At 51.1% G+C, this 15,016-nt stretch carries 17 protein-coding genes and 2 pseudogenes; 11 read left to right on the top strand and 8 right to left on the bottom strand.

What is annotated here, in order from left to right; all coding sequences use genetic code 11:
* Nucleotides 1-77: 77 nt before the first annotated feature.
* From ACYQ04_RS01455 to ACYQ04_RS01430, 6 genes are read left to right on the top strand one after another with little or no spacing between them, the layout of a single operon-like run.
* On the top strand, nt 78-995 hold the full coding sequence (locus ACYQ04_RS01455) for an ABC transporter ATP-binding protein (RefSeq protein ID WP_460126946.1): 918 nt from the start codon (nt 78-80) through the stop codon (nt 993-995).
* A complete protein-coding gene (locus ACYQ04_RS01450; RefSeq protein ID WP_460126945.1) occupies nt 992-1,741 on the top strand; it encodes an ABC transporter permease in 750 nt (249 codons plus the stop codon). Before ACYQ04_RS01455 ends, ACYQ04_RS01450 begins: the two co-directional genes overlap by 4 nt.
* Before the next feature lie 14 nt (nt 1,742-1,755).
* Entirely contained in the window at nt 1,756-3,099 is a 1,344-nt protein-coding gene (locus tag ACYQ04_RS01445) for a radical SAM protein (RefSeq protein WP_460126944.1), read from the top strand.
* Nucleotides 3,100-3,375, top strand: coding sequence for a PqqD family protein (locus ACYQ04_RS01440; protein WP_460126943.1), 276 nt, complete (start codon nt 3,100-3,102; stop codon nt 3,373-3,375).
* Nucleotides 3,372-4,169 carry a S24/S26 family peptidase gene (locus ACYQ04_RS01435; protein WP_460126942.1) on the top strand — a complete coding sequence of 266 codons (798 nt, stop codon included), beginning with the start codon at nt 3,372-3,374 and terminating at the stop codon, nt 4,167-4,169. The genes ACYQ04_RS01440 and ACYQ04_RS01435 overlap by 4 nt, the downstream gene beginning before the upstream one ends.
* Nucleotides 4,170-4,186: 17 nt before the next feature.
* Nucleotides 4,187-5,332 carry a gluzincin family metallopeptidase gene (locus tag ACYQ04_RS01430; RefSeq protein WP_460126941.1) on the top strand — a complete coding sequence of 382 codons (1,146 nt, stop codon included), beginning with the start codon at nt 4,187-4,189 and terminating at the stop codon, nt 5,330-5,332.
* Here ACYQ04_RS01430 and ACYQ04_RS01425 read toward each other — a convergent pair.
* From ACYQ04_RS01425 to ACYQ04_RS01410, 4 genes and pseudogenes are all read right to left on the bottom strand, one after another.
* Nucleotides 5,322-5,519 carry a hypothetical protein gene (locus ACYQ04_RS01425; RefSeq protein WP_460126940.1) on the bottom strand — a complete coding sequence of 66 codons (198 nt, stop codon included), beginning with the start codon at nt 5,517-5,519 and terminating at the stop codon, nt 5,322-5,324. The two genes, ACYQ04_RS01430 and ACYQ04_RS01425, sit on opposite strands and share 11 nt — an antisense overlap.
* A complete protein-coding gene (locus tag ACYQ04_RS01420; protein WP_460126939.1) occupies nt 5,516-6,022 on the bottom strand; it encodes a hypothetical protein in 507 nt (168 codons plus the stop codon). Before ACYQ04_RS01420 ends, ACYQ04_RS01425 begins: the two co-directional genes overlap by 4 nt.
* Before the next feature lie 13 nt (nt 6,023-6,035).
* A pseudogene (locus ACYQ04_RS01415) lies at nt 6,036-6,470 on the bottom strand (winged helix-turn-helix domain-containing protein); the annotation flags it as partial.
* Nucleotides 6,471-6,495: 25 nt separating this feature from the next.
* Nucleotides 6,496-7,110, bottom strand: a complete 615-nt coding sequence (locus ACYQ04_RS01410; RefSeq protein ID WP_460126938.1) for a class I SAM-dependent methyltransferase — start codon at nt 7,108-7,110, stop codon at nt 6,496-6,498.
* A 47-nt stretch (nt 7,111-7,157) separates the two neighbouring features.
* On the opposite strand from ACYQ04_RS01410, the gene ACYQ04_RS01405 reads away from it, so the two are divergent.
* Entirely contained in the window at nt 7,158-8,324 is a 1,167-nt protein-coding gene (locus ACYQ04_RS01405) for an MFS transporter (RefSeq protein ID WP_460126937.1), read from the top strand.
* Here the strand turns inward: ACYQ04_RS01405 and ACYQ04_RS01400 are convergent.
* The gene (locus ACYQ04_RS01400; RefSeq protein WP_460127253.1) at nt 8,296-8,796 is read right to left on the bottom strand and encodes a hypothetical protein; all 501 of its coding nucleotides are present in this window, start codon (nt 8,794-8,796) and stop codon (nt 8,296-8,298) included. The two genes, ACYQ04_RS01405 and ACYQ04_RS01400, sit on opposite strands and share 29 nt — an antisense overlap.
* Nucleotides 8,797-8,863: 67 nt before the next feature.
* On the opposite strand from ACYQ04_RS01400, the gene ACYQ04_RS01395 reads away from it, so the two are divergent.
* The 4 genes and pseudogenes from ACYQ04_RS01395 (at nt 8,864) to ACYQ04_RS01380 (ending at nt 11,993) form a co-directional block, all read left to right on the top strand.
* Nucleotides 8,864-9,667: a GNAT family N-acetyltransferase gene (locus ACYQ04_RS01395; protein WP_460127252.1), complete on the top strand. Its 804-nt coding sequence runs from the start codon at nt 8,864-8,866 to the stop codon at nt 9,665-9,667.
* A 10-nt stretch (nt 9,668-9,677) separates the two neighbouring features.
* Complete coding sequence (locus ACYQ04_RS01390; RefSeq protein ID WP_460127251.1) at nt 9,678-10,301, top strand: GNAT family N-acetyltransferase; 624 nt, start codon at nt 9,678-9,680, stop codon at nt 10,299-10,301.
* Nucleotides 10,289-10,620 (top strand): annotated as a pseudogene (locus ACYQ04_RS01385) (GNAT family N-acetyltransferase); the annotation flags it as partial. The gene ACYQ04_RS01390 and the pseudogene ACYQ04_RS01385, both read left to right, overlap by 13 nt.
* 170 nt (nt 10,621-10,790) lie before the next feature.
* The gene (locus tag ACYQ04_RS01380; RefSeq protein WP_460126936.1) at nt 10,791-11,993 is read left to right on the top strand and encodes an MFS transporter; all 1,203 of its coding nucleotides are present in this window, start codon (nt 10,791-10,793) and stop codon (nt 11,991-11,993) included.
* Here the strand turns inward: ACYQ04_RS01380 and ACYQ04_RS01375 are convergent.
* From ACYQ04_RS01375 to ACYQ04_RS01365, 3 genes are all read right to left on the bottom strand, one after another.
* Complete coding sequence (locus ACYQ04_RS01375; protein ID WP_460126935.1) at nt 11,949-13,247, bottom strand: ATP-binding protein; 1,299 nt, start codon at nt 13,245-13,247, stop codon at nt 11,949-11,951. The genes ACYQ04_RS01380 and ACYQ04_RS01375 overlap by 45 nt on opposite strands.
* Nucleotides 13,248-13,364: 117 nt before the next feature.
* Nucleotides 13,365-14,120, bottom strand: coding sequence for a nucleotidyltransferase domain-containing protein (locus tag ACYQ04_RS01370; RefSeq protein ID WP_460126934.1), 756 nt, complete (start codon nt 14,118-14,120; stop codon nt 13,365-13,367).
* A gap of 6 nt (nt 14,121-14,126) precedes the next feature.
* On the bottom strand, nt 14,127-15,014 hold the full coding sequence (locus ACYQ04_RS01365; RefSeq protein WP_460126933.1) for an ABC transporter ATP-binding protein: 888 nt from the start codon (nt 15,012-15,014) through the stop codon (nt 14,127-14,129).
* Nucleotides 15,015-15,016: the final 2 nt, after the last annotated feature.

Below are 15,016 nucleotides of genomic sequence, written 5' to 3'. Positions count from 1 at the left end.
ATGACATAATCTCTTTTATCTTTTTGTCCCATATTTCGTCATGTTTCATTTGAGCATATTCCATTGGGGGGAGGTGTATGAACACCGCAATTGAAGCTCTAAATGTAACAATGAGATATCCCAGTGGGATTACAGCATTGTCCAATTTGTCCTTTAAAGTATATCGGAATGAAATAACTGCACTTATAGGGCCAAACGGTGCTGGAAAAACAACAACGTTGAAAATTATTATGGGTTTTTTAACTCCCACTTCAGGCTCTGTCTCTGTCTGTGGTGTTTCTCCTACCGACGAAAGAGCATTCTTGAGTGTGAAAAGGAAAATCGCATTCGTACCTCAGGATAACGCATTTGACTATTTCTTATCCCTTTGGGATAATCTAGACATCTTTTTGAGAATGTATGGATTCCCCAAGAAAGAGCGTGAGGATAGAATAGTAAGGGTACTGAAAGAATTCAATTTGTGGGAAAAGAGAAAAGAGCCAATTGAAAAACTTTCTGGTGGGCTTGTTAGGAGAGGACAATTAGCACGGGCATTCGCAATAGACCCAGAGATTTTGATATTGGATGAACCTACCGTAGGTCTGGATCCCCAGAGTAGGAGAGACTTCTGGGATCTCGTAAGAGATTTCATGAAAACTACCCAACGTGCTGTATTGTGGACTACACACTACATGGAGGAAGTTGAAGAAAATGCAGATAAAGTCGTATTAATTAATCATGGCAAAAAGATTCTGGAAGGTCCCCCAAAGAAAATAAGACGCATGTTTTCTGAAAACATAGTAATAGTAGAATTTGATGAAAAACGTCTCGCAGACCAAGCGGCTGATATTCTGAATGGCAAAAAAGTTTCGGACACTACTGTGATTGTACGGCTATCGGATGAGGGGGAAATACAAGAAGTGTTTCGTATTCTTGCAAATAGCGGTTTGAGACCATATAGGGTCACATTGGGCGTGAAAGATCTTGAAGATATATATCTGGAGGTGATAGGGTGATATCTCCAATCCTTTATAGAGAACTTAAGCTGTATACAAAGTCAAGGGCATTTTTGCTGTCCTTACTAATCCAGCCAATAATCCTAATTATCTTCTTTATGAGTTCTATTAACAATGTAGTTGGACACATTGAGTTCAGAAATGTGTTGATATCGTATTCTTCATTTGCTGTTCCGGGTATAGTGTTAATGACCATAATGTTTACATCAATGATGTGTGCTCAATCAATCTTTAATGAAAGATTCTCTAATATAATAACGCTTATATTATCAGCTCCCATAGGGCGAGGTCATTATATAATCGGGAAAATCCTTGGGGTGTCAATAATAACAATATTGCAGGGCCTACTGATGTTGCTTATTGCTGGTTTGGGGTTTAATGTGGGGATGTCTGTTAGTAGTGTCCCCCTAGTAATAGTCACAATTTTAATAGCTAGCTTAATGTATTCAGCAATTTACATAATTATGCTTGTCAGAATAAAAACTATTAGTGCTTTCTCGAGCCTTATTAATATACTCAATCTCGTGTGGATGTACTCAGCGCCAATTTTCTATCCTGTCGAAGCAATTCCCAGCTATCTTCATCCAATTACGTATGTGAATCCTGCAACATACTTCCTCTACATGCTAAGGAGTCAAATGTTCCTAGGAAAGACGCCCCTAGTTGTGTTGTTAGCTAGTGGTATTGTGACCCTGTTGTTAATCATACATGCTTCAAAGGAGCTCAAAAAATTCACACAAGTGTGATGGGGGTGGGAGTTGTGATTAAGATACCAATCCTTAAGGCTGTTGAAAATTTAAAAAGAATTGTTGTCTTTGAGTATAATGGCAAATACATAGCTTTTGACCCAGAAGTCCCAAGCTGGGTCACTATCTCTAAAGAAGAGTTGCATAAACTTGACGAGTTAAAAAATAATGGTGTCGATAAAGGTGCGGTTAGTAATAAAGAGGCTGTTAAGATAGTATCCAAACTGTTAGCAAATTGTTTATTACTTGACGTGCCCACTATAACACAAAATACAAAAAATAATTCCCAAATAAAGCCAAGCATATATTATATCAAGTTAACTAATAGATGCAATCTTAGATGCATTTATTGTTATAATTCTGGGGAGGATAAGAAATGGAAACCCTTAAACACTGAATTAAATACGAAAGAGTGGATTAAGGTCATTGACGAAATACATGAAAATGATGGAAGGGAAATAGTATTCACAGGTGGCGAACCATTACTTAGAAAGGATATTTTTACCATTGCAGAGTATGCAAAAAATCTTGGCTTAGAATTAGCTCTCATAACAAATGGGGTATTATTACGCGGAAACATTGTTGATAGCGTTGCCAACTATTTCAAGCATGTGACTATTAGTGTTGACAGCCACATAGAGGAGATTAACTCAAAGACTAGAGGAAAGGGCACTCTTTCGGAAATTCTGAGAGGTATAAAGATGTGTATATCAAATGGAATTGAAGTGTCGCTGAACATAGTTATTACCAAGTACAACATTAAGACTCTATCAGAAACAATACAATTTTTTGAGGATATTGGAGTTAAAAGGCACAATATTAACCTAATACCAATGTTACCACTTGGAAGGGCAAAAGATCATATGGACGTAAGTGTTTCAATAAGAGAAATTATAAGAAAGATATCAATTGATAGCTTTAAGAGAAAAACTATACCAAATATGAAAAGTTTCTATTTTGAAAAAATAAAAAGAAGAATTTCATGTGGGGCATTGAGAACTGAAGCCTTGATAGATGCAAATGGTGATGTGTATCCCTGCAGAATGCTTGAATATCCCAATTTTAGACTTGGGAATATTATGCAAACAAAACTATCTCAAATTTTACATTCACACAAAGCTACTGAATTCGTTCAAAAAATTGAAGTAACATCTTTGTCCTCTTGTTCATCATGCATATTTAGGTATGTATGTGGTGGAGGATGCAGAGGAAACGCATTTGCCATGTATGGAAAGATAGACGCCGTGGACATGTACAACTGCGAAATAGTGAAATCAACTTTCCCCACATTCTTGTTTTTTAAAGAGTTTGGAGTCGAAGTTAATCTCCCAACAAATAATATACGGAGAGTGATGTAAATGAAAGTTCAAAAAAACGAGAATATAATCGTACAGAGGAATTCCAATGGAGACATTATCTTTTATGATCCAGAGTCAGGAAATATACATATGACAAATGAAATTGGTTACTTGATATTTATACTCTGTGAACATTATACTGTAAAAGATATTGCCATGCATATCCATATACTAACAGGGCATGAAAATGTGCAAAGGATTATGGAAGATATTAATACATTTATTAGAGACTTAATTTCAAAGGGATACCTGTTAAAGGAGGGAGATTCTGAATGAAAAGTATGAACAAAAAAGATTTAGAAATTCTTTACAGAATGGCATTAGAAAAGAGAGGCATAATAAGACTAAAAGCTACAGGTAATAGCATGTATCCCACAATAAAAGACGGGGATATGGTTACAATACGAAAATTTTACTCGGAAACTCCACTTGGCATAGGAGATATCGTACTAGTCAAGACTTTCAGTGGCACAGTCTTACACAGAATAGTGGATATCAGGGGAGATATGATTGTGACTATGGGGGATAACAATCCACTAATAGATGGAGTATTTAGTATTTCAGATATTATTGGAATCGTCGACAAACCGTCGAATAACAGTTTAGAGGATACTAAAAACTCTCAGGCAAGTTATGAATTTAGGAAAACACCTTTTAATATATTTGAATTTTTGATATATAACAAGGAGAACCGTATAAAAGAAGCTAAAATAGGCAAGATATTGAATGACTTTGGTTTGAGTTATAAGATAATAAAAAACAGAGATGAACTATTAATGGCACTAAAAAACTATAAGTTTACAATAGGGGTCACAAGCTACGCCCCTCGCCCCTTTGAGAGTATAATATGTGAATTAATAGAGTCGAACAGAATAACTCTTAAAAATAATGATAAAATAGGAATAATTATTGGAGCTAAATATGGGTATTCAAATTCAAAAACGGATACTGAATTTATACCACTTAATTCAGTGTCATATTTTGGTAGGGTTTCTTCACCATTCGTTTTATTATATCCAGAAGAGGAGATTTTATTTTGTTTGGGAGTTTTATGTGGGGCGGGGAAGTAAGAACAAGAGGATGAAAAATGATTAAGCGCTTGGAACTCCATTTGAATCTCAACTTCGAGAGGGGAACATTGGAAGCAGAGGCGAAGTTAAAGCTGGCCGGAAAAGCGGGAACCTTCCTCCTCAATCGCGGTCTGCGAGTGAAATCCGCGAGCGTCCCGTTTTCATGGTGCTTGGAGGGTCTCCAAGGCTTTGAGGCCTTCGAGGCCGGCGTCGTCCGGCTTGAAGAACCGCTCGAGGAAGTCGAGCTGAAATACTCGGGAAGGCTTGAGAGCTATGAAAACGTCCTCCCCTACCTCAAGGACTCAGTGAACCCGGAGTACACCCTGCTCAGGACGGACTCGCTCTTTTATCCAATCCCGTCGGAGCCAGACTTTGAAAGCCTCATCAAGTCGGTCGTTGGCTCCGAATTTAGCGCGGAAATAACGGTCGAGGACGTTCCGGAAGGGTTAGTGGTGGCGTTTGGCGGGGAAATCAAGGGGAACCGGCTGAAGATTGAGGGCACAAACAGGCTCGACATCGCGGTGGCACCCTTCACAGTGATTGAGGAGGAACCCTTCAGGCTCTTCGTTCTGGGCGAGGAAGGAATCGGCAGAACCCTCGAACTGCTTGAGAAGGCATACGGGTTTTATTCGTCCATCTTGGGACGCAGGGCGAATAAGTTCACCGTCATCGAGACGCCGGAGAACTACGGCGGGCAGGCCGGGAAGGGCTACGCACTCGTCCCCGGAAGCTCGCTCAGGGCCGGGATACCTGCAAACCTATACCACGAGCTCGCCCATCTCTGGAACCCGAGGGCAACACCCGAGGCGCACCTGAGCAGGTTCTTCGACGAGGCCTTCGCCAACTACCTGACGGCGCTTGCAATTAGAGAAATACACGGCGAAGAAGCGTTCAATCGCTTCATCGAAGGCCTAAAAAGGAACTACGAAGCCATCGTTAAGCGCTTTCCAGAAGCGGAGAAGCTCAGACCGTCGGAGTGGGGGAGACTCGGCCTCTGGGAGCTCTCCTACACGAAGGGCGCACTGATTCTGTGCGAGCTCCACCAGCGGGCAGGGGATGCATTCTACGATGTCCTAAGGAAACTCCTAAAAGAGGAGAAAGTGGACTTCGAGAGGTTCAGGAGAATCGTGAAAGAGGTCGCGGGCATTGAGGTTACCGTTTGAAAAGAGACGGGAGCTGTGGGGAGAAATGCTCTCCAAGTTCACCAACCACGTCCTCTGGAAGGCCTTCAGCCCTGAGAACACGCTTAAAGCCCCGCCTCGCCCGGTTGGTTGTCCTCACGAGACCGGCGATTTTAAACGCGAGCGATGGAAGGCGGAGAAAAAAGCGGAGGAGGGAAAGCGGGTTCATTCACTACCCCCGTCGGTCTTTCTCTCCCCCCCAAACCCCTGAGGGAAGCCCGGAATCTGGAACTTCCCGCCGTGTCCCTTTATAAGGCCGCCGAGCATCTCCATGAGCTTCTTACCTGGGTTTATCGAGTCCATGTACTCCTTGGTGAGCTCAAGCGCCGCCTCCTTGTCCATGCCCGCCTCGACGAGGTTCTTGTAGAACTCCGCCACGCTCTTCCCCATCGCCTGAACCCTCTCCGGGCTGTAGAGCTCGTTGAGCAGCTCCTTGAGCGGCTGGAGGATGTCCTCTATCATGTCCCCTACCTTATCCATGAGATCCAGGAGTGCAGGTATCTTCTCCAAGTTCTTGTCGCCCCCGTAGGCCTCGGTGAGGTCTTCGAGGATTTCCACCTTCTCCCTGAGGACTTTCACTTCCTCCGGCGTCTTCGCGTTCCTCATCTCTTCAACGATCTCGTCCAGGAGTTCCTCCAGCTTCCTCTTGGGGGTTCCAACCTTCTCCTCCATACCAACCACCTCGATAATCATTAGCCCGGTCAAGCTTAATCGGGATTCCGATTATTTCAAGCCACTTTTTGACCACCTTCTTTGAGAGGGCGTAGCACTTCCCCCTCTCACCCGGAACCTCAACGACGATTCCCATCTCCCGAAGCTCGGTCAGCCTTGCCCTCACGGTGTTGCGCGAGGCCTTTCCGCGCCTGCCCTTCAGCTCCCGCGCTATCTCGCTCACGTTCGCCCGCTTGAGGTCGAAGAGAATCCGGACGATCTCCCTCGATATCGGGTCTGTAACCTCGGGAACGGCCACCTCTATCCCCAGACCACCGTACTGGGCGTAGAGGTTGATTAATCGGAGATACGCCTGCGCCAGCTGGGAAACGAGGGCGAAGCTCTCCCTCAGCTCTTCGAGCGCCTTCCTGAGCTCCTGCACTTCCCTGACGAGTTCCTCATCGGGCATGGTTGGAAGTTGAGTGGTCAGTCCTTTAGCGTTTCCGGTCAGGGGTGAGCAGTTCCGCAACCCAGACGTAGCGATTGAGCCTTTCAAACCGACACTCCAGACCGAGCTCGGCGCATATCTCCCTAAGCCCCTCAATGGTCGTGAAGTACTCGTCCTCTATCTCCTCTGTGAGTCCGTCCTCCTCGCCGATGCGCCTCTTCGCCTCCTCCGACTTGAACATCACGTCCGCTATTATGATTTTACCGCCGGGCCTCAGGACGCGGAGCATCTCCTTTATCGCGTCTTCCTTCTCTTCATCGGGCACGTGGTGGAAGGCATAGGTCGTTATCACGGTATCGACACTCCCGTCTGGGAGGGGAATCCTCAGGAAGTGCCCGTCGAGTGGCTCGAACCCGTGCTTCTCCCTGAACTTCCTGCGCATCCCCGCGGAGGGCTCGACGCCGATGTAGCTTTCCGGGTCGAGGAAGCGCAGGATGTTGCCCGTTCCACAGCCGACGTCGAGGACGAGGCCCTGGGCTCTCTCAGCCACGAGCCTCAGAACTCTCCAGTAGTCGCGGTGTATCCAGTCCTCCGTCTCGACGTCCTCGTCGTAGCTTTCGGCCCAGCCGTCGAAGTCCCAGCGCTCCATGAGCTCACCCATGAACGGGGCTTCACAATTCTTTTAAAATCCTCCCCCAAAGTCCGGCCATGAAGCGAACCCTCTACCGCCTCCAGCTCCTCACGTCAGCCCTCAGAACAGCGGGAGATGCCATCGAGAGTGTAGCATTACCCTGGGGAGTCCTCCAGAGCACAGGCTCGCTCCTGAGCATCGGCGGCTTCGCCCTCTTCTCCCACCTGCCCTGGGTTATCCTCCCGCCCCTCCTCGGAAGGACGCTCGACAGAACGGCCAGGAAGGTAAGGCTGGCCTTCCTAGCGCTCATCCTCCAGTCTATTCTCGCGGTCCTTATAATTCCACTCTCATCGAACGTCACTGCGTTCTACCTCATCGTCTCCGGAATCTCCGCCCTCGACATTCTCCACCGCTACTACGGCTTCTCGCTGGTAGCCTCGATGACCCTCGAGCCGTCGGAGCTCCAGAGCCTCAACGCAAAGCTCGCCACCGTCGGAAACGCCGTTTCTTTGATGGTTTTCCCGCTGGCCGGCTTTCTTTCTTACCGCTTCGGGATAAAGGCCATGCTCCTCGACGCGGTTCTCCTTCTCGTTGGGGCGCTCGCGCTGGTCCCCTATCTTAATGTCGAGGTGAGGGGGGAGGGCGGGGAACCCCCGCTGGAGAGCTCCAGTGGAAGAGCGACCATTGAGAGACGGCTCGTCATCGGAGTTCTCGCCTCCGTGCTCCTCTTCAACTTCGCCCTCGGCTCGTTCAGGATTTTCGTCTTCGCCGCGCTGAAGGGGCTGAGCGCGGGAGAGTTCATCTACGGGGTTCTGCAGTCTCTCACAACCGTTGGGAGCCTTGCAGCCGTTGTTATTATTGCCCTTCTCGCAAAAAAGAGCGGCGTTGGTCTCAAGAGGCCGTTGATGGCTGGAATGCTCCTTCAAAGCATCGCGCTCCTCATCGTCGGCGTTCCTGCTGTGATAGCGCTGTTTCCCGCGGTTCTGATTCTGGGATTCGGCGGGGAGCTCCTCAACGTCTCGTTCGACAGCCTCATGCAGCGGTTCATCCCCCTGGAGAGCCTTGGAACTGCCCGGGGGCTTTTCGATGCGCTCGCGACACTGGTGATCCCCCTCTCGCAACTGACCTTTGCGTGGCTGATCGAGACCGGAACCGGGTCGAAGCTTCCAGTTGGTGCCTTTCTACTAGGAGTTTTCGCGCTGGGAATCCTCGCATTCACCACGAAAGGCCTTTCGTTAGATTGACCAGCCGGCCCGTCTGGTTTTCTCCCAAACTCCCCCTCAGCTCCACCTTGTAGGCCTCTGAGAAGGCGTTACCGAGGGCAACGAGGGCATCGACGTTTTTGAGGAGATACTTCTTCGGCTCTTCGCTGTTCCTCACGTGGTTGAAGAAAATCTCGAGGTTTGATGCGGCAACGTGGAGGTTCCGGTAGCTTTCCTTTCCGGTGAGTTCATACAGAGACTCGGAAGCCTCACTGAGAACCTGCGCGCAGTAGGCGTATCTCCCGGCGCGCTCCCTCAGTAAATCCGCGCTCGCGTTGTACTCAACCATTGTCTTAAATGCCCCCATATCGCTCAGACAGAAGAGGGCAGTGGTAGAAACGGAGAGCAGACCGGATTCTGAGTTCTTCACCTCAACGCTCTTTCTGTGGTAGGCGTATCCGAAGAAGGTGAAAACTAGAAGGAGAACGAGGGTGACCGCTAGGAGGCGCTTCATTAACACCACCAGGAGTAGTTGAGAAAGGACCTTAAAAGGTTTCCCCAAGTTAAGGACGGTGGGGTTCATGCTCATACGCGAGGCAAGGCCGGAGGATAGACCGTTCATTGAGGAGATAGCGAGGCTGACCTGGGACGGCGAGGACTACCTAGCGCGGGTCTTCGACGAGTGGCTCGGCGATAACTTCTACGTGCTCGAACTCGATGGCAGAGTCATCGGGACGGCAAAACTAACCGTTCTGCCCGGAAAGGTTGGCTGGCTCGAGGGGCTGAGGGTCCATCCGGAATACAGGGGCAGGGGCTATGGAAGGCTTTTGCACGACTTCCTGCTCGAACTCGGCGAGGGACTCGCAAGGGAAGGCAAAATCGAAGCCCTTGAGTTCGAGACCTACTTCCTCAACCGCGAGAGCATCTCGATGGCCGAGAGGACAGGCTTTAGAGTTAAGGCGAAGTTCTTCGTCTTCAGCGCCAAGGTCGGGGATTTTCAACCGGAGGAGCCCGAGAAAATCGAGCCTGAGCTGAGCGACCTGACCCTCGGCCTGATTCCCGTCGGCTGGCGCTTCGTGAGGAGGAGCGAGGAGGCTTTAAACTGGATTCGAGAAAACGCCTACATTTACGACTTCAACGGCTTCCGCTTCCTCGTCTCCAAGAAAGGAGCAACGTTCACGCCCCTTGACGTTGGCCTGGCAACTCTCAAGGCGATGCTTCCGGCGATGGCGTGGGTCGCCAAGGAGCGCGGAAGGGAGAGCTTCGACGTGATGCTCCCGAGCGGGGTTAAGCCCCTCCTGCCCGGGCTCAGGAGGCTCGGCCTTTTCCTCTGGGACGAGACAGAGGGGCCGAACGTTCTAGTTTTCAGGAAGAAACTGATTTGAGGTGAGGGGTATGGAGATAATCCGCCTGTCTGGGGAATACCTCCCAGACTTCCAGGAGCTTTACATTGAGTTCTTTCGTGAACTCAGGGGAAAGCAGGGGTGGAATCCACATGCCGAGGCCGAATACAGGGCCGAGGCAACGCACTACTTCAGACGAGGCGACCTGATATTTCTCGCCATCGAGGAAGAGCCTCTTGGCTTCATCAGGGTTTCAAGCAGGGAGGGCAGTTTCTGGATTGAAGAGCTCTTCGTAAGGCCCGAGTTCAGGGGAAGGAGCATCGGAAGGGCGCTCGTGGAGCGAGCCGAGAAAGAAGTTCTGAAGTGGGACAGCGCGCTTTACCTCTTCGTCCTACCGCAGGACAAAGATGCGATAGCCTTCTGGAAGAAGCTCGGCTACGACGTTATCAACACGGTCGAGCTGATGAAAGACTTGGAGCCAACGCCAAAGGAGGGAGACTTCCACACGATTGAGCTCCTCGGCGAGCTCTTCAGAATCTTCCGCTGGCGTGGGGAGAGGTCCACTGAGGAGGAGAAGCGCTTCATGGAGCTGCTGGAGGAGTTTTACAGAAAAGGTGGGACGAAAGAGGAGTTCTTAAGGGTCGTTAACAGTGCTCTGGAAGGGTGGCTGGAGTGAGGGTTCGTGAGGCTAAGACGGAAGCCGAAAGGGAGGTCTGCCTCAGGATAGCTCGCAATCTGCCGGAGTGGTTCAATGAGGCTGGCCTAAAGGCGATTGAACGTGACTTGAGGGAGAAAACAACCTTTGTCGCCGTCAAGGGAAGCGACGTCCTCGGCTTCGTGACAGTCAAGCCCACCAACAGGAAAGCCCTCAAAATCCTCTGGATGGTCGTTAAAAGGGAGCTGAGGGGCAGGGGATAGGCACGAAACTGCTTGAATTCATTGAGGAGTGGGCGAGGAAGAGAGACTTCGAGCTACTCGTTGTCAAGACGTCTGGTGATTTGAGTCATACACCCTACGATGAGACGAGGCTCTTCTACGAGCGGAGGGGGTTCGTAAGAATCGCGCTGATTGACCCGTATCCAGAGTGGGAAGAGCCGGCGCTGGTTTACGTCTAATGTCTCGGAAACTTTTTAAAATCCCGGTTGTAATCTGAACGGGACTTCAAATGCGCTGGAGCGAGATTCCGAGGGACGCCAAAGCCTACATGCTTTACCACACGCTTATCTCCCCCGGCCTGATAGTCTGGATACTCTTCCCGCTCTACCTCATGGAGACCGGCTACTCAATCCTTGAGGTCGGAGCGTTCTTCACAGCGGTCAACATAATCGTGATTCCCCTAACTTACCTCTTCGGCCGGCTCTTCAACCGCTGGGACATCAAGAAGGGCCTCATCGCGATAGACGTCCTTGATGGCATCGCCTACGTCCTCTACGGCCTTGCGAAGGGGGCAATAGCTCCCATCATGCTCTTCGTCGGCAGAACGATTGAAAAGCTCTCGACGGTTCTCTATCCCCTTTATCGAGCTTACGAGCAGGTAATCTACCCAGAGGATAAGTACGAGGAAATCTTCGCATGGCACCTCCGCCTGCCGGAGATATCGAGGCTGGTTACATTTCCAATTATCGGCTACGTCCTCGGCTACGTCTATCCGGGGCCAGAAAGCTACCGCTGGGCCTTCCTGTTCTTCGGCCTCTTCTCTGCCGTCACGGTAGCGTACATCTGGCGGTTCCTCCCCTCCGTTGGCCGGGAGGAGCGGATAACGCCGGAGGGCTTCACCTTCAAGGCAGGCGAGTTCAAGGTTCTCCTTGTCTTCGAGGCGTTGCTGACTCTCGCCTGGGAGCTCGCTCCCGAAATCGTGCTGATAAACTACGTCGTCTTTGTGCTCCATAAAACGGTCTTCGAGGTGACGCTGATAGCCTGCGCGAGCAGTCTGGCTTCGATAATAGGGACCTACGCGAGCGAGAGGGTTCCAAAGGGGAAGGGATTCCAGGCGATAGGGGCCGGCATGCTGATTAACGCATTCTACGCGCTGGTGATGGCACTCTCGCCACCCTTCTGGCTCGCCCTCATCGTCTACGCGGTCGGCGACTTCGGAAACACCTTCTGGTTCCCGTTCTACCGCTCCTGGATGTTCAAGCTGACTCCCAAGGAGAGGACCAGCGAGTTCCATTCGGCGATATCGAGCTACAGGAAGCTCCTCGGTCTCTTTACGCCCTTCGTTGCGGGAGCGCTGGCGAGCCTCCACCCGACGCTGCCCTACGCGGCGAGCTTCGGGCTGTTTCTACTGGCGGGGGCGATGTTCTGGCGGATAGCCCATAGGAAGTCAGCTAATGCCCCTGCCAAGGAGCCACTTCGAGAGGGGTATTAACTCAATCCGGCCCCTCATGCCGTAGAATGAGACATCCTCCACGCCCTCTTCCCCAAGCGTTATCACCTTCATGTTTTTGCAGCCGAGCCTTTTGGATGCATGGAGCAGGGCCAGAAACTCCCTCTTCCTCGTCCTCTCATCGTCGAGCCTGAGACTGACCTGAATCAGCTCTCTGACCTTCCCGTTCTCCGAGACGACGAAGTCAACCTCCCTGCCCGCTTCATCTTTCCAGTAGGCAACCTCAAGGCCAGGTCTTAGGGAATACCTCCTGTTCAGCTCGAGGAAAACGGCGTTTTCAACGTCCCTCGCAACATCCTTCTCCCCAAAGAGGGCCAGACCCGTATCAATCAGGTAGAGCTTCCTTGGAGCCACTATCCTTCCCTTGGGCGAGCGCCCGTATCTCCTGACAAGGAAGAGCGCGAAGGCCTCCTCAAGGTAGGCGAAGTAGTTTGCTATCGTCCTCTTCGTCACCCTCAGCCTGCCCTTGAAGAGCCTGTAGAGGGAGTCGAAGGAGACGTACTTTGAGTACGCCCTGAGGGAGAAGTAGAGGAGCTCGTTGAGGAGGTGGACGTTCTTAACGCGGTGCCTCTCGAGGACGTCCTTCTTTATGAGAACGTCGAAGTAGTCCTTCAGGATGAGCTCCCTAACATCTTCTGGAGCGAGGGCCACTTCCGGATATGCCCCAGAGCGAAGGTACTCTTCCAAAAGGCGGTTTATCTTTGGTGTGTTCCTGTAGAGCTCCCTTCCCCGGTACTTGACTCCTTTAAAGCGCAGGAACTCCCTGAAGGAGAGCGGGAAGAGGGTGTAGGTGAGCGAACGGCCCCGAAGATGGGTAGCCACCTCGCGGGAAAGGAGCTTTGAGGAAGAGCCCGTAACGTAGACGGTATAGTCCTCGTCGAGGAGATAGCGGACGATTCTCTCCCAGTCCTGAACGGCCTGAACCTCGTCGAGGAGAACAACGGGCTTCTCTATCTCCGGATAGAGCTCGTGGTAGGCGTCGAGAACGTCTATGAAGTCCCCCGGCGTCATCGGGTGAAAGACCGGGTGCTCGAAGTCAACGTAGAGGTAACGCTCGGGGACGTTTCGGTCGATGAGGGAGAAGAGGTAGTAGGTCTTTCCGGCCCTCCTCGGGCCGATTATAACCGTTGCCCTTCCGGGAAGCGTTTTTACCGTCAGCTCCCTTGGGATTACCCCTTCAAAGTCCCTCTCGTGGAAGTTAAGGATGTACCTTTTGATGAGGGTTTTGTCCGGCATGTGAGAAATTTAGGGTTCCACTTTTTTAAGTTTTTGATACCTTAATTTTTACCCTATCGCGGGCTTTAGAGGAACCGTTAAACGAAACCTCGCACTGGCGGGATATGGAACCAGAGGCTAAACCTTAACCCCAGTCCTCAGCCTCCAACCATCTATTCTGAATCCGCCCATCTTCTCAAGGACGTGGTTTACCAACGCCTCGGCGTTCCCGGTTCTGACTTCTTCCATGGCCCTGAGGAAGAGGGCAACGAACTCATCATCCGGGAAGTCGGGAAAGAGGTAAGCCCTTCTGAAGGCCTCGTCACTGAAGAGACGATACACCTTGCTCGCCGGCGGTACTTCGACCCGCAAAAACCGGGCGTAGGACTCAAGGGCTTCCCTCAGAGCCAGATGATAGAGGTAAGAGTAGCTCGGGTCTCCCCGTTCCTCGGAATCCTTCAGGCTATCGAGGGCGTCCCAGAGGAAGTACTTGGCCAGCTCGACTTTCAGGGGGTCGGGCTTTGGGAACGGCTTCCTCATATACTCCTCAGCCTCGGCTCGAAGGGTCTCTACGATACCTGTCTTGTCGAAGAGAACTTTTCCGGTTAGGATTATCCTCGCGGTGCCCCTGCTGTTCTGGGCCAGTTCCTCCTCGAAGTACATCCTAACGGCCCGCACTGGGTTCGCGAAGTACTCAATCAAAAAGCCGTCAACGAAAACGTTTCCCCTCTCCCGCCAGTCCACATCGTCGGAGAGGATTATGTAAACGTCCACGTCCGAGCGGGGAGTTTGAAGGCCGAGGGCGTAGCTTCCCGTGAGGATGGCGGCCTCGACGACCTCGTTTTCTTCCCAGGGCGTGAGGAACTTTCCGAGGGCAACTTCCCAGGGGCGCACCGCAAATCACCCCCCGTGGAGCCTCGCGTAAACCTCCTCAAGGCTCGGCTCCGTCCTTTTAATCTCCTCAACTCTCAGGCCGGCTTTCACGAGGAGTGCGTTCACCTCCGACGGCTCGGCGTTCTTCAGGGCTATGTAGCCATTCACGACCTCCGGGGAATAGCCCTTCCCCCGGAGAACCGCGATGGCCCTCTCAACATCGGCCACCTTCACGAGGACGGCCTCTTCCGCCGGCGCGCTCCTCCTGAACTCTTCGAGGGTTCCGGAGAAGAGAACCCGACCCTCGCGGATTACCGTCACGGTGTTGCAGACCTCATCGACGTCGCTGAGGATGTGAGTCGAGAAAACGATGGAGGCGTCGTTCTTCCTCGCGTACTCCCTCAGGAACCGCTTGAACCTCAGCCTCCACTCGGGGTCGAGGCCCCTCGTCGGCTCGTCGAGGATTAGAACCTCGGGGCTTCCAAGGAAGGCCCGCGCTATCGCGACCCTCCTCCGCGTCCCGCTTGATAGGGCCGAAACCTTCTTTTTGGCGTATTCTTCAAGCTCGAAGAACTCGAGGAGCTCTCCAAGTTCTTTCTCATCGTAAACTCCCTTCAGCAGAGCGTAGCGCCTGAGGTTGTCCCACACCGATAGGTTTGGATAGAGGAGGTCGTACTCCGGGAGGTAGCCGATTTCGGCCCTCACCTCTGGGTTTTTGAGCGGGTTGACGCCGAGCACCTCAACCCTGCCGGAGTCCGGGACGAGGAGACCGAGAATAAGGCGAAAGGTTGTCGTCTTGCCGGCCCCGTTGTGGCCGAGGTAGGCGTGGATTTCGCCCGGCTTTACGGTCAAGCTTACCCCGCGGAGGACTTCCCTTCCCCTTATGGCCTTCCGGACGTTCTCAAGGACTATCATGG

The sequence above is a fragment of the Thermococcus prieurii genome (assembly GCF_054657655.1).
Note: the sequence above shows the minus strand (reverse complement) of the source record. Positions and strands in the feature narration are given on the sequence as shown.

What these genes read in the sequence shown, in the direction of transcription:
- ACYQ04_RS01455 (WP_460126946.1), top strand. Translation starts at nt 78, where the DNA reads ATGAACACCGCAATTGAAGCTCTAAATGTAACAATGAGATATCCCAGT.
- ACYQ04_RS01440 (WP_460126943.1), top strand. Translation starts at nt 3,100, where the DNA reads ATGAAAGTTCAAAAAAACGAGAATATAATCGTACAGAGGAATTCCAAT.
- ACYQ04_RS01435 (WP_460126942.1), top strand. Translation starts at nt 3,372, where the DNA reads ATGAAAAGTATGAACAAAAAAGATTTAGAAATTCTTTACAGAATGGCA.
- ACYQ04_RS01430 (WP_460126941.1), top strand. Translation starts at nt 4,187, where the DNA reads ATGATTAAGCGCTTGGAACTCCATTTGAATCTCAACTTCGAGAGGGGA.
- ACYQ04_RS01425 (WP_460126940.1), bottom strand. Translation starts at nt 5,519, where the DNA reads ATGAACCCGCTTTCCCTCCTCCGCTTTTTTCTCCGCCTTCCATCGCTC.
- ACYQ04_RS01420 (WP_460126939.1), bottom strand. Translation starts at nt 6,022, where the DNA reads ATGGAGGAGAAGGTTGGAACCCCCAAGAGGAAGCTGGAGGAACTCCTG.
- ACYQ04_RS01410 (WP_460126938.1), bottom strand. Translation starts at nt 7,110, where the DNA reads ATGGGTGAGCTCATGGAGCGCTGGGACTTCGACGGCTGGGCCGAAAGC.
- ACYQ04_RS01405 (WP_460126937.1), top strand. Translation starts at nt 7,158, where the DNA reads ATGAAGCGAACCCTCTACCGCCTCCAGCTCCTCACGTCAGCCCTCAGA.
- ACYQ04_RS01400 (WP_460127253.1), bottom strand. Translation starts at nt 8,796, where the DNA reads ATGAAGCGCCTCCTAGCGGTCACCCTCGTTCTCCTTCTAGTTTTCACC.
- ACYQ04_RS01395 (WP_460127252.1), top strand. Translation starts at nt 8,864, where the DNA reads ATGCTCATACGCGAGGCAAGGCCGGAGGATAGACCGTTCATTGAGGAG.
- ACYQ04_RS01390 (WP_460127251.1), top strand. Translation starts at nt 9,678, where the DNA reads ATGGAGATAATCCGCCTGTCTGGGGAATACCTCCCAGACTTCCAGGAG.
- ACYQ04_RS01380 (WP_460126936.1), top strand. Translation starts at nt 10,791, where the DNA reads ATGCGCTGGAGCGAGATTCCGAGGGACGCCAAAGCCTACATGCTTTAC.
- ACYQ04_RS01375 (WP_460126935.1), bottom strand. Translation starts at nt 13,247, where the DNA reads ATGCCGGACAAAACCCTCATCAAAAGGTACATCCTTAACTTCCACGAG.
- ACYQ04_RS01365 (WP_460126933.1), bottom strand. Translation starts at nt 15,014, where the DNA reads ATGATAGTCCTTGAGAACGTCCGGAAGGCCATAAGGGGAAGGGAAGTC.